We start from the raw sequence: 12,593 nt of genomic DNA on the forward strand, positions 1-12,593 counted from the left end.
ACCAACCCGAGACACCGGGCTCCCCGCCGCGCGGCGGGGACGCCCGGATCTCCGACAGGCCGTCCTCCGGGACGGCGCGCCGCCCGGCACCGCCGGGCGGTTTTTTGTTGTGCCGGCCCCGCCGCGGGCCGCCCCGAACGGGCCCGTTCCATGGGTCGCAACCGACCGCGGGTGACGCGGGCGGCGCTGACATCCTATGGTGTGCCGATGGCGCGGCTCCGGCGCCGACCGGAGCGCAGGCGGACGAGCCGAAGGAAAGTCATGGCGACGCAGGGCGAGTGGAAGATCCCCGCGCAGGCCCAGCCCAGGCCCGCGGATTACGGCTACGACCTCGACCGGGCGCTCTCGGCCGTGCTGGCCCTGTCGGCGCGGATCCCGGAGAGCGCGTTCACCGCCGAGACGCTCGGCACCGAGCGCGCCGGCAACGGCGTGGTGATCCGCGAGGACGGTCTCGTGCTCACCATCGGCTACCTCGTCACCGAGGCCGAGAGCGTCTGGCTCACCACCCGGGACGGCCGCTCGGTGCCCGGCCACGTCCTCGGCTTCGACGCCGCCACGGGCTTCGGCCTGGTCCAGGCGCTCGGCGATCTCGGCGTGCCGGCCCTCCCGCTCGGCCGCTCGGCCGGGCTGAAGACCGGCGACCGGGCCGTGCTGGCGGGGGCGGGCGGGCGCCAGCGCTGCGTCGCCGTCGAGGTCGTGGCCCGGCAGGAATTCGCCGGCTACTGGGAATACGTCCTCGACGAGGCGCTGTTCACCGCCCCCGCGCACCCGCATTGGGGCGGCACCGCGCTGATCGGTCCCCAGGGCGACCTGCTCGGCATCGGCTCGCTGCAGCTGCAGCAGGGCGGCGCCGGCGCGGCGCGGCCGATCAACATGGTGGTGCCCATCGACCTGCTGACGCCGATCCTCGAGGACCTCGCCACGCGCGGGCGGGCCAACCGGCCGCCGCGCCCCTGGCTCGGCCTCTACGCCACCGAGAGCGAGGAGGGCATCGTCGTGATGGGCCTCGCCGATAACGGTCCGGCCGAGACCGGCGGCCTCCAGGCCGGCGACGTGATCGAGGCGGTGGCCGGCGAGCCGGTGGCCGATCTCGCCGCCCTGTTCCGCAGCGTCTGGGCGCTCGGCGAGGCCGGGGTGCGGGTGCCCCTCACGGTCCGCCGCGAGGGGCGCGGCGTGAAGCTCGCTCTCGTCTCCGGAGACCGGGAGCGGTTCCTGCGCACGCCCTCGCTGCACTGAGGCCGCCCGGAGCGCGCAGCCGTCGCGCTCCGGGCGGCGTCGCCGCGGGTGCCGTCGTGGGTGCCGTCGTGGGTGCCGTCTTGGGTGCCGTCTTGGGTGCCGTCTTGGGCCTGTACCGGGCACAACTTACGGCTCAGCGACTGTTCAGGTGGCGGCGTCGAATCTGCAACGACCGGCTCCCGATCCGCCGGAAGCGTTGAGGAGATCCAGTCATGACGGTTCTGAGCGCACCGCGCGCGAAGGCGCTCGTGATGGCCGCCGCGATCGCCGGCGGCCTCGGGCTCGCGGGCACCGCCGAGGCGGCCGGGGGCTGCGGCCCCGGCTTCCACCCGAATCCCTGGGGCATCTGCCGGCCGAACTGGGGGCCCCGGCCCTACGGATACTGGCGGCGGCCGATCTACTATGGTGGCTATGGCGGCTATTACCGGCCGCGGCCGTTCTACCGGCCCTACGGCTTCTACGGGCCGCGCCCGTTCTACTGAGCCTCGCGCCGGGCGATTCGAACGGCATGACGGGCGTCCCGCCGACCGGCGGGGCGCCCGTCGCGCGTTGTGGGAGGCTTTCCGGGGCCTGCATGCGCACAAAGAATGACCATTTGGAAACCTTGCCGGTTTCTTAAGCTCGGTATGCACTTTCCGCAGGTCTGATGCTTGACCTTGCGACTCCTGCTGCGCTGCGGCGGGATTATATGTGCGTTGCACCAACAAGAGGCAGCGATGCGCAATGAGGCGCCGTCGTCTGCTCGAACAGAGGTCACAGCACACCATGTCCGCCGCCCGTAGCGTCCTGAGCCGCGTCCGCGCCTATCTCCGGTACCGCGACACCGTTTCCCAGCTGTCCCGCCTGTCGGACCGCGACCTGGCCGATCTCGGCATCAACCGCAGCGAGATCCGCGGCGTCGCCCGCGTCTGATCCCAGCGTCCGAGCCGAACGCCGTGAAGGACCGTTGCCCGTTGATCCGGGCGGCGGTCCTTCGCTATTTTCAGGCATGACACAGACCATCCATATCGTCGGCGGCGGCCTCGCCGGATCCGAGGCCGCCTGGCAGGTGGCCGAGGCCGGCCATCGCGCCGTGCTCCACGAGATGCGCCCCGTGCGCGGCACCGAGGCCCATCAGACCGACGGGCTCGCCGAGCTCGTCTGCTCGAATTCCTTCCGGTCGGACGACCCGGAGGGCAACGCGGTCGGGCTGCTGCATCAGGAGATGCGCACGCTCGGCTCGCTGATCATGCGGGCGGCCGACGCCAACCAAGTGCCGGCGGGCGGGGCGCTGGCGGTCGACCGGGAGGGGTTCTCCGCGGCGGTGACCCGGACCCTGGAGCAGCATCCCAACGTGACCCTGGTCCGCGGGGAGGTCGAGGGGCTGCCGCCGGAGGCGTGGGGCCCCTGCATCGTCGCCACCGGCCCGCTCACCGCACCCGCCCTCGCCGAGGGGATCCGGGGGCTTACCGGGGCCGAATCCCTCGCCTTCTTCGACGCCATCGCGCCCATCGTCCACCGCGACTCGATCGACATGGAGGTGGCGTGGTTCCAGTCCCGCTACGACAAGCCGGGGCCGGGCGGCACGGGGGCGGACTATCTCAACTGCCCGATGAACCGGGAGCAGTACGACGCCTTCGTGGCCGCCCTCGTGGCGGGCGAGAAGATCGGGTTCAAGCAATGGGAGGGCACGCCCTATTTCGACGGCTGCCTGCCCGTCGAAGTGATGGCCGAGCGCGGGCCCGAGACCCTGCGCCACGGCCCGATGAAGCCCGTGGGGCTCACCAACCCGCGGGACCCGCTGGTCAAGCCCTGCGCGATCGTGCAACTGCGCCAGGACAACGCGCTGGGCACCCTCTACAACATGGTCGGCTTCCAGACGAAGCTGACCTATGCCGAGCAGGTCCGGATCTTCCGCACGATCCCCGGCCTGGAGCGGGCCGAGTTCGCCCGCCTCGGGGGCCTGCACCGCAACACCTATCTCGACAGCCCGCGCCTCCTCGACGCCACCCTCCGGCTGAAGGCCCGGCCCGCCTTGCGCTTCGCCGGCCAGATCACCGGCTGCGAGGGCTACGTGGAGAGTGCCGCGGTCGGGCTGATGGCCGGCCGCTTCGCCGTCGCCGAGGCGGCCGGCCGGCCCCTCGCCCCCCTGCCCCAGACGACGGCCCTCGGCGCGCTCATCGCCCACATCACCGGCGGCCACGTCGCGGCGGACGGCGAGGCCAACGCCCCGCGCTCGTTCCAGCCGATGAACGTCAATTTCGGCCTGTTCCCGCCGCTCGCGCAGGCCCCCCGCAACGAGACCGGCCGGCGCCTGCGCGGGCCCGAGAAGGCCGCGCTGAAGAAGCGCGCGCTCACCGACCGGGCCCGGACCGACCTCGCCGCCTGGATGGCGGGGACGCAGCCGGCGGACTGGAGACCTGCGGCGGCGGAATAGGAAGGCGCATGCGGCTTGCAGGGGGGCGCCCTCCAGCATCCGGGCCCCGCATGATCGAGATCGACACCCGCGCCTTCCTGGCCGACCTGTACGCCCTGCGCGAGATCGGCCGGTTCCGCACCGGCGTCCACCGGCCGACCTTCTCGCCCGAGGACATGGAATCCCGCCGCTGGCTGATGGCCAAGCTGGAGGCCTGCGGGCTCGCGGCCTCCATCGACGGGATCGGCAACGTGCTGGGGCGCCACCGCGGCCCCGGCCCGCATCTCCTGGTCGGCAGCCATATCGAGACCCAGAACGAGGCCGGCTGGCTCGACGGGGCGCTGGGGGTCGTGGCCGGGGTGGCGCTGGCCCGGGCCGGCCTGCCCGTCGACGTCGTCGCCTTCGCGGACGAGGAGGGGCATTTCTCCGGCGGTTTCCTGGGCAGCCGCTCGGCGATCGGCGACCTGACCGAGGCCGAGATCGACGAAGCCCGCAACCGCACCGACGGCACCCCCCTGCGCGCGGCGCTCGAAGCCGCGGGCCTGGCCGGCCTGCCCCGGATGCGGCTCGATCCGGGCCGCTACCGCGGCTTCCTGGAGATGCATATCGAGCAGGGCACGCAGCTCGAATCCGCCGGCCTGCATCTCGGCGTGGTGAGCGGCATCGTGGCGATCTGGCAGTTCCGGATCGTGTTCGAGGGCAACCAGGACCATGCCGGCGGCACCACCATGGCGGAGCGCCGGGACGCGGGCCTCTCGGCGGTGCGGCTCCTGGCGGCGATCGACCAGGCGTTTCCGAAGGTCTGCGGCCCGCGCAGCACCTGGACCACCGGGCGGATCACCCTGGATCCCGGCGGCTTCAGCATCATCCCGGGCCGGGCGGAGGTGTTCTTCCAGTTCCGCGACGTGGCGATGCCGGTGCTGGAGCGGATGGAGGCCTGCCTGGAGGCGCTGGTGCGCGAATCGAACCGGCGCGAGCGCTGCCCGGCGACGCTGACGGCTCTCTCCAAGGCGATCCCCGCCCCTTGCGACCCGGACCTGATGCGCGCCCTCTCGGAGGCCGCCGAGCGGGTCTGCCCCGGCGGATGGCAGGTGATGCCCTCGGGGGCCGGACACGACGCGCAGAACGTCGCCCGGATCCTGCCGGCCGCGATGCTGTTCGTGCCCTCGATCGGCGGCATCAGCCACCATTGGGCGGAGGATACGAGCGACGCCGACCTCGCCCTCGGGGTGCGGGCGCTCGGAGACGCGGCCGCCCGGGTGCTGGCGGGGTGAGCGTACCGTGCCCCGGGCTCTCTGCCGATCGGCCGGAGGGAACGGGCCGTCGCGGCGCCCCGGACCTCAGGCGCCCGGCAGCAGCGACTGGATCGGGATCAGGTCCGGCCGGTATTCCTGCATCCCGCCGGCGATCCGCTCCTCCACGGCGTCGAGGAATTTCTCCGGGTCGGTGATCGAGCACTGGCGCAGGTCCCAGAAGGCGTAGCGCCACCACTGCACCTTCAGGTAGCGCTCGATCAGCGCGTCGGGGAAGCGCATCTTCACGATCCGGGCCGGGCTGCCGGCCACGATCGCGTAGGGCGGCACGTCCTTGGTCACCACCGCCATGGCGCCGATGATCGCCCCGTCGCCGATCGTGATGTCGGGCATCAGGAAGGCGCCGTGGCCGATATAGACGTCGTTGCCGATGCGCACGCGCTTGGGCCACAGATAGGGGCCGCAGATCTCGTAATCCTCCGCCCGCGGGTCCAGGCGGTCGAACACCGCCGAGTGGTGCGTGTAGAACAGCGGCGAGGTCGAGCCGCAATGGACCGGGTGGCTGCCGCGCCCGACCTGGACGCTCTCGCCGATCGAGCAGTAGCGGGCGATGTCCGCGCCGAAATAGTAGCCGCTCACCGCGTACGAGAAGGCTCCCATGGTGAGGCAGTAATCGATGCCCATCCACTTGATGCTGCACGGTGGCTCGAAGGTGCAGTCCTCCGGCAGTCCGAACGGAGCCGGATGCAGCACCGAGATGCCGCGCCGCAGCATCTCCTGCTTCATGTCCTCGTTGACGGAGATCATGCGGCGTCCTCGTCGATGCGGCGGCGTTCCGACCCGGCCGGTGCCGGGTCCAGGCCATAATAATCGTGCAGCAGGTCGCCGTAGACGGCGGCCCGGATCGGTCCGGAGAATCGCCCCGCATCCGAGACGTCGAGGGCGAGCAGCCGGTCGTTGAAGGCGGCCGGGTCGGTGACGAGGGCGCAGGGCAGCAGGTGGCCGTTCGGATAGGCGCGCAGCCGCTCGGCCGGTGCGCCGAGGTCGAAGGCCGCCACCGGCAGGCCGGTGCGCAGCGCCAGCGTCAGCGCGTACGAGTAGGTCTCCGGCCAGATCGCCGGCAACAGGACCAGGTCGGCCGAGACCCGCCAGACCAGGTCCAGGGCCTCGTGGTCGCCGGCGTAGCGCCCGGTCTGGGCGACCCCGACCTGCTCCAGGCCGACGGCCAGGGCCGGGTCGGAGAAGCCCACGATCGAGAAGCGCAAAGGCAGCTTCCGATCCTGCGCGTCGGTGGCCAGCGCCTGCAGGAACAGCCCGCCCTTCGTGGCGCTGATCGCGCCGAGCACCGCGACGCGGCGGACGCGTCCGGGCCGCTGCAGGGCGGTGGAGCGCACGCTGCGCTCCGGCTCGACATGCGGCCGGACCGTGACCGCGAGATCCGGGTACACGCCCCGGATCCGGCCCGCCGTGTCGGCGGACGGCGCGAACACCCGCGAAGCCCCCGCCAGGAACGCCCCGAACGCCGCCCGCCGCTCCCCCGGATCCGGCTCCTCGAACCCGTCCGCGTCCGAAGCCAGACAGGCCCGGCACGCGCTGACCGGCGCCAGCCCGCAATAGCGCCCGTCCGGCTGCACCAGGTGGTTGCGGTGGCAGACCGGCGAGTAGTCGTGCAGCGTCCAGGCGTAGGGCCGGCCCGACCCCGCCACCCGATCCATCAGCGCCCGCGCCGCCGCCCAGCGCAGCCCCGCCAGCGAGTGCACGTGGATCAGGACCGGCGCCAGCTCTGCGATGAAGCCGGCGAGTTCGTCCGCGTCCCGCGGCAGGTACAGGCTGTCGAGGTTGGGCAGGTACAGGAATTCGGGGCTGCGGTAGGCGACGTGGACCTCGAGGTTGCGGGTCCGGTCGATCTGCAGGAGCACGACGCTCAGGCCCTCGGCCCGGGCCTGGGCGACCATGTCGTCGATGTGCCGCTGGATGCCCCCGCCCCAGGAATGGGTCACGTACAGGAGCGCCCGGCCGGCGAAGTGCCGGGCCAGCCGCGCCCGGTCGAGCCGCGCCCGCCCGCGCCGGCCGGGATCGGCCTGGACGAACTGGCCGACCCGGGCCGGGTAGTCGGGGTGCTTGGCCAGCAGGGCCGCCTGGCCCTGGACGTACTCGCCGCCCTCGTCGAGCCCGAACGAGATCTGGCCGGCATGGTAGACGAACACGTCCTCGGCGAGCAGGTTGACGAAGCCCGCCTTGATGGCGCGCAGGCACCAGTCGTTCTCCTCGCCGTAGCCCTTGCCGAAGGCCTCGGCGTCGAGGGCGCCGACGGCGTCGAGCGCGGCGGCGGTCATGTACATGCAGAAGCCGACGCCGGTGGGCACGGGCACGGCGTGGCCGCGGTTGACCTGCGCGGCCATGCGGTCGAGATCGGCGCGGTCGATCTCCAGCGGCATGGTGTTGTTGGCGTTGAAGCGCGGGTAGGAGCAGATCGTGGCGTTGTTGGACAGCGGCGTGACGCTGCCCACGCGCAGCCCCGCCCCGGGTTCGGCCTCAGGTTCGGCCCTGGGGGCGGCCTCGGGTTCGACCTTGGGGTCTGCGTGGGCGACGAGCCGGTCGAGCCAGTCGCCGAAGACCTGCGCGTCGGAATTGAGCAGGACGACGGCGCGGCCCTGGCGCAGGCCGAGGGCGCGGTTGACCGAGCGGACGAAGCCGAGGTTGCGTTCGTTCTCGACGAGGTGGAACAGGCCGCGGCCGGCGAGCCGGGCGAGGTCTGCGGTGAGTTCCGGGTCGGGGGAGCGGTCGTTGACGGCGAGCAGGGTGAAGGGGGTGGCCTGGGGCTGGGACAGGCAGGCGTGGAGGGCGCGCAGGGTCTCGCCGCGGCCCTTGTAGACCGGGACGATCACGACGACCCGGGCCTGGTCGATGGGCAGGGCCCGGGGCAGGCGGTCCCATGCGTCGGGCGCGGGGGCCTCCATCGGCGGGTAGGTGCCGAGATCCTCGGGGGCGGCCATCAGCCCGGCGGCCCGGCCCGTGCGCACGTAGTGCAGGAACGGCGACTCCCCCGCACCCAGGAGATGGCCGTAGGTCTCCCTGTAGAACGCGATGGAGAAGGTCGCGCTCGGATCGCGCCCCTCGTGCTGGCCGTAGGCGACGAAATGAGCGAGCGGTCCGCCGGGGGCGTCGGCGGCGTCGGGGTTGCGCTTGGCGTAGAAGGCGGCGTCGAAGAACGGCGCGATCAGGCGGGCCTCGTCGGCCAGCGCCGCCGCCCGCGAATCCGGCGTGCCGTAGCGGGGGTGGAAGGCACCGGCCGAGATGTCGGCGCCGTGCAGGAGGGCCGTGGCGAGGACGTGAACGAGGGGCGCCAGCCCGGTCTCGCGCACCCCGGGATGCGCGTCGCAATAGGCCTGTCCGTCGAAATCCGGCCTGGGGTTGCGGCCGTTCCGCCAGCCGGTGTCGCAATAGTCGCGCACGGCGTCGTCCGCCTCTGACAGCCCGTAGCGCGCCCGGTAGAAGCCGTGGTCGAAATGCCCCGCCACCAGCCGCGCCTGCAGGTCCAGGAGCCCGTCCCGGTCGCAGGCCGCCTGCCCGATCGCCCCCAGCCAGCCCGTATCGGCGATCGGCGCCCGCGCCGGGCGCAGGCCGCAGACGCCCAGCAGCGCGGCCAGCGTCGAGCGCCCGGGCCCCGGGTCGCGCAGCTCCCGCCAGCCCGCCTCGGCGAAGTGCAGGTACGGCTCCCGCCCGCCCACGTCCGGGTAGGTCGCCCGGTACCAGTCCGCATCCACCGCCGGCAGGTTCAGCCGGTGCGGCTCGGCGAACGGCGCGCCCCCGGACAGCCGGGTCTCGGCGACGTAGCGGAAGAACGGGTCGTCGCCGACCGCCCGGCTGCCCGCGCGGGCCTGCACGAAGCCGGCCGGGTCGAAGTCCGGCCGCGGGCTGACCCGCGCCCGCCAGCCCTCCGCCACGTAGTGGCGCAGCAGCGCGGCGTCCGAGGCCCCGGCCAGCGCCTCGGCCTGGGGGCCGGGCAGGCGCTGCCGGTAATGGGCGGCGTCGAAGTAGGGGGCGAGGGTCTCCATCCGCAGGGCCAGCGCCGCGTCCGGGTCCGGCCGGGCGGGTCCGCCGTTGCGGACGTAGTGCACCAGCGGGTTCTGGGTGGCGAAGGTGAAGCCGCGGGTGAGGCAGTAGGCCAGGGTGTCGAACTGCGGTGCCGGCTCGCGGCCCTCGCGCCAGCCGGAGGCCATGTAGTGGTCGACCGGATCGACGCCGGCGGCGGCGAGGTCGGGGTTGTTGGCCAGGTAGAAGGCCCTGTCCACGAGGCGGCGGGCGAGGCGCTCGGCCTGGGCCGTGTCGGGCTTGGGCAGGGGCGCGCCGGCCGCCCCGCCCGCGTTGCTGCCCTCGCCGCCACCCTCGCCGCCACCCTCGCCGCCGGCCCGGGCGCGCCGGCGCGTGAGGGCGTGCAGGAACGGGTTGATGCCGGCCCGGGCGAGGTAGGGGCGGTCGGCGAGGTAGGCGGCGGAGTCGAAGTCGGGGCGCGGGTCGCGGCCCTCACGCCAGCCGTGGACGAGGTAGTCGCGCACCGGATCGGCCGTGATCCCGTACCAGCTCGCGTAGAAGGCCGCGTCGACATGCGGGGCGAGGGCGCCGATCAGGCGCGCCTCGAGATCCGCACCGGTCGCCGCACCGGCCCAGCGGCGGTGCAGCGCCGCCGGCTTGGCCAGCGGATCGCGCAGCCGGCCGAGGCGGCGCCGCATCCGCGTCAGGGCCGAGGTCCGGCCGGTCCCGTCGGAGCCGCGGCGCATCTCAGGACTCTGCGGAGGGGCGTTCGCCGCGGGCCGTCACGAGGCGCGGCATCCATCGGCCGCCCGCCGGGCGGGCGCGGTCGAGGCGCGGGGCTCTGATCGGGTCATGGGCGGCAGCTGGCGGGCAGCGTCGGGGGCGCAAGGCGGCGCGGGAGCGGTCATCCTGTCGGACACCTGTCGCACTAACGGAACCGGCGGAATCCGTAAACCGTGGGTCGCCGGCACCGTCCGCCCAGGATGGCTGCCTCGCGGGTCGGAGGCAGGCGCCTTGCGGGCATCCGGTTTTCGATATATCTTATATTTAGACATATCGAAATCGAGTCGAAAATCATGCGCCCACACCGCCCGGATGTCCTCCACGCCGATCCCTTCGATGCCTTCCGCGTCCGCGCCCATCGCGGTCCGATGGGGGGCGATCCCCGCGGGCGGCACGGTCCGCACGGCCACCACGGTCGCGGACCCGGGGAGCGCCGGATGTTCGGCCGGGGCGGCCGGGGCGACCTCGCGCGCTTCTTCGCCCACGGCGACCTGCGCCTCGTCATCCTGCACCTGATCGCCGAGAAGCCGCGTCACGGCTACGAGATCATCAAGGCGATCGAGGAGCGGGTCGGGGGCGCCTACAGCCCGAGCCCCGGGACGGTCTACCCGACGCTCACCCTGCTGGAGGAGCTCGGGCACGTCACGGTCACCCCCGGGGAGGGCACCAAGCGGTTGCACACGATCACGCCGGAAGGGCAGTCCGTCCTGGACGGCAACCGCCCGGTCCTCGACGCGATCCTCGCCCGGATGGCGGAGGCCGAGGCCGCCCGGGGCGACGGTCCGCCGCCCTCGGTGGTGCGCGCTCAGGAGGGTCTGAAGCTCGCCCTGCAGATGCGGCTCGCCCGCGGTCCGCTCAGCGCCGAGCAGGCCGCCGCCGTCACGGCCGCGCTGGAGGCGGCGACCGCCGCGGTGGAACAGGCGTGAGGGATCGCGATCGCCGCCGGGACGCGACCGGTGCCTGACCCGCGGCTCAGCCGCCTCATGCTCGGGGTCACCCTGTTCCGGCCGGGTCCGGAACAGGTGGAGCGCCTGTGCGCCCTGGCCTCGGCCGGCTTCGCGGCGGTGATCGCCTTCGACAATGGCGGCCTCCCCGCCGGGGCGGCGGAGCGCCTCGCCCGGGCCGGCGTCACGCTGCTGTCGGAGGGGACGAATCTCGGCATCGCCGAGGCGCTCAACCGGATCGCCGCGGCCGCCCAGGCCGCGGGCGCCGGGGCCCTCCTCCTCCTCGACCAGGATGCCGAACCGCCCGGAGATCTCGCCGCCGCGCTGCTGACGGCCCAGGACCGGCTGCGGGCGGCCGGGATCCCGGCGGCGGTGGTGGGCCCGGCCCCGGCCCCGGCGCCCGGCCACAAGGCGCCCGCCTACCCGCCCCGTCCCGGCGCGCCGGGGCATGGCGACCTCGCCCCGGTGCAGTTCCTGGCGACTTCGGGCTCGCTCGTCGACCTCGCCGCCTTCGCCCGGGTCGGGCCCTTCCGCGGCGACTTCTTCATCGACGGGGTCGAGCTCGAATGGTGCTTTCGCGCCTGGAGCCTCGGCTACAGCTGCTACCAGACCCGCGCCGTCGCGATCCCGCACCGCGTCGGCGGCGGGACGATCCGGGCCTTCGGGATCGCGATGCCGCGCCAGCCCCTGTTCCGCATGGGGACCTATCTGCGCAACGCGATCTACGCGTGGCGGCTGCCGCACGTGCCGCTGCGCTGGAAGCTCGCCCAGGCCGCCTACCTGCCGCTCCAGGCCGGGCTGTACTGGGCGGATTCGGGCTGGCGGCCCGCCGTGCTGCTCAGGCTCCTCGCGGCCGCCCGCGATGGCGCCCTCGGGCGCCTCGGGCCGCCCCGGGATCTGCCCAGAGATGAGCCGAGAGATCTGCCGTGACCGACCGCCCTGCCCTCGACGTGGTGATCGTCAACTGGAACGGCGGCGGGCTGCTGCGCGCCTGCCTCACGAGCCTCGCGGCCGCGCAGGACGCCGCGGCCGTGCAGGTCACCGTGGTGGACAACGCCTCGACGGACGGCTCCATCGAGACCCTGCCCGCCCTGCCCCGCCCGCTCCGGCTGATCCGGAACGCCACGAATCTCGGCTTCGGCCGGGCCTGCGACCAGGGCGCCGCCGCCGGCGACGCCCCCGCGATCCTGTTCCTCAACCCGGACACGCAGGTCGCGCCCGACGCGCTCGGCGTGGCTCTGGCCGCGCTGATGGCCGACCCGCGGACCGGGATCGTCGGCGCGCGCCTCGTCGAACCCGACGGGCGGACCGCGCGCTCCTGCGCCCGGACCCCCTCGGCGCTGGGCCTCCTCGGCCGCGCCCTGGCGCTGGACCGCCTCGGCCTCCTGCGGCCGCACTTCCTCCTCGAATGGGACCATGCCGCGGACCGCGCCGTCGACCAGGTGATGGGCGCCTTCCTGATGATCCGCCGCGACCTGTTCCGGATGCTCGGCGGCTTCGACCCGCGCTTCTTCGTCTACTGGGAGGATGCCGACCTCTGCGCCCGAACCCGGGCGGCGGGCTTTTCCGTGCGGCACGTGGCCGGGGCGGTCGCCCGCCATCTCGGCCAGGGCACGACCCGGCAGGTGCGGGCGCGGCGGCTGTTCTACTTCCTGCGCAGCCAGATCCTCTATGCCGGCAAGCACCACGGCGTCGCCGCGGCCCTCGCCCTGACGGCGGCGAGCTTCGGCGCGCAGGTGCCCCTGCGGCTCGCCCTGGCCCTCGCCCGCCGCTCCCCCGGGGAGGCCGCGGAGGTCCTGCGGGCGGCGGGCCTCCTGGCCGCGGCGCTGCCGGGGCTCGTGCCGGACCTCCTGGGGTCCGCGCGCGCGCGGGCCGCCGGCTGAGCGGGCCGGCTGAGCGGGATGGCGATGCCGCACGCGACCCGAAGCGCCCTCCGCGCATCCCCGC

The 12,593-nt window shown here is 73.9% G+C and carries 10 protein-coding genes; 8 read left to right on the forward strand and 2 right to left on the reverse strand.

The features are described 5' to 3' along the window. Positions 1–261 precede the first annotated feature (261 nt). The 5 genes from P9K36_RS09250 to P9K36_RS09270 all read left to right on the forward strand — a co-directional run bounded on the left by P9K36_RS09250 (position 262) and on the right by P9K36_RS09270 (position 4,905). Positions 262–1,236, forward strand: a complete 975-nt coding sequence (locus P9K36_RS09250) for a S1C family serine protease (RefSeq protein WP_043345622.1) — start codon at positions 262–264, stop codon at positions 1,234–1,236. Between the two features lie 212 nt (positions 1,237–1,448). Then, entirely contained in the window at positions 1,449–1,718 is a 270-nt protein-coding gene (locus P9K36_RS09255) for a hypothetical protein (RefSeq protein ID WP_043345620.1), read from the forward strand. Between the two features lie 283 nt (positions 1,719–2,001). Beyond that, a complete protein-coding gene (locus tag P9K36_RS09260; RefSeq protein WP_012318555.1) occupies positions 2,002–2,148 on the forward strand; it encodes a DUF1127 domain-containing protein in 147 nt (48 codons plus the stop codon). Between the two features lie 76 nt (positions 2,149–2,224). After that, positions 2,225–3,652: a methylenetetrahydrofolate--tRNA-(uracil(54)-C(5))-methyltransferase (FADH(2)-oxidizing) TrmFO gene (gene trmFO, locus P9K36_RS09265; RefSeq protein ID WP_043345618.1), complete on the forward strand. Its 1,428-nt coding sequence runs from the start codon at positions 2,225–2,227 to the stop codon at positions 3,650–3,652. A 50-nt stretch (positions 3,653–3,702) separates the two neighbouring features. Then, positions 3,703–4,905, forward strand: a complete 1,203-nt coding sequence (locus P9K36_RS09270; RefSeq protein ID WP_043385894.1) for a Zn-dependent hydrolase — start codon at positions 3,703–3,705, stop codon at positions 4,903–4,905. A 66-nt stretch (positions 4,906–4,971) separates the two neighbouring features. Here the strand turns inward: P9K36_RS09270 and P9K36_RS09275 are convergent, their stop codons facing one another. Further along, a complete protein-coding gene (locus P9K36_RS09275) occupies positions 4,972–5,691 on the reverse strand; it encodes a CatB-related O-acetyltransferase (protein ID WP_043345613.1) in 720 nt (239 codons plus the stop codon). Beyond that, complete coding sequence (locus tag P9K36_RS09280) at positions 5,688–9,665, reverse strand: glycosyltransferase (protein WP_278306922.1); 3,978 nt, start codon at positions 9,663–9,665, stop codon at positions 5,688–5,690. The genes P9K36_RS09275 and P9K36_RS09280 overlap by 4 nt, the downstream gene beginning before the upstream one ends. Before the next feature lie 330 nt (positions 9,666–9,995). Here P9K36_RS09280 and P9K36_RS09285 point away from each other — a divergent pair, with 330 nt between their 5' ends. The 3 genes from P9K36_RS09285 to P9K36_RS09295 are packed head-to-tail and all read left to right on the forward strand — an operon-like array spanning position 9,996 to position 12,529. Next, positions 9,996–10,628: a PadR family transcriptional regulator gene (locus P9K36_RS09285; RefSeq protein ID WP_043756726.1), complete on the forward strand. Its 633-nt coding sequence runs from the start codon at positions 9,996–9,998 to the stop codon at positions 10,626–10,628. 30 nt (positions 10,629–10,658) lie between these two features. Continuing rightward, a complete protein-coding gene (locus P9K36_RS09290; protein ID WP_236961463.1) occupies positions 10,659–11,576 on the forward strand; it encodes a glycosyltransferase family 2 protein in 918 nt (305 codons plus the stop codon). Further along, a complete protein-coding gene (locus P9K36_RS09295; protein WP_043756730.1) occupies positions 11,573–12,529 on the forward strand; it encodes a glycosyltransferase family 2 protein in 957 nt (318 codons plus the stop codon). Before P9K36_RS09290 ends, P9K36_RS09295 begins: the two co-directional genes overlap by 4 nt. Positions 12,530–12,593 lie beyond the last annotated feature (64 nt).

The sequence above is a fragment of the Methylobacterium sp. 391_Methyba4 genome, from assembly GCF_029691625.1.
Classification (GTDB): domain Bacteria; phylum Pseudomonadota; class Alphaproteobacteria; order Rhizobiales; family Beijerinckiaceae; genus Methylobacterium; species Methylobacterium fujisawaense.

Bases quoted from the DNA above. Each gene is read 5' to 3' on its own strand.
- P9K36_RS09250 (WP_043345622.1), top strand. From the start codon at position 262: ATGGCGACGCAGGGCGAGTGGAAGATCCCCGCGCAGGCCCAGCCCAGG.
- P9K36_RS09255 (WP_043345620.1), top strand. From the start codon at position 1,449: ATGACGGTTCTGAGCGCACCGCGCGCGAAGGCGCTCGTGATGGCCGCC.
- P9K36_RS09280 (WP_278306922.1), bottom strand. From the start codon at position 9,665: ATGCGCCGCGGCTCCGACGGGACCGGCCGGACCTCGGCCCTGACGCGG.
- P9K36_RS09260 (WP_012318555.1), top strand. From the start codon at position 2,002: ATGTCCGCCGCCCGTAGCGTCCTGAGCCGCGTCCGCGCCTATCTCCGG.
- P9K36_RS09275 (WP_043345613.1), bottom strand. From the start codon at position 5,691: ATGATCTCCGTCAACGAGGACATGAAGCAGGAGATGCTGCGGCGCGGC.
- trmFO (WP_043345618.1), top strand. From the start codon at position 2,225: ATGACACAGACCATCCATATCGTCGGCGGCGGCCTCGCCGGATCCGAG.
- P9K36_RS09270 (WP_043385894.1), top strand. From the start codon at position 3,703: ATGATCGAGATCGACACCCGCGCCTTCCTGGCCGACCTGTACGCCCTG.
- P9K36_RS09285 (WP_043756726.1), top strand. From the start codon at position 9,996: ATGCGCCCACACCGCCCGGATGTCCTCCACGCCGATCCCTTCGATGCC.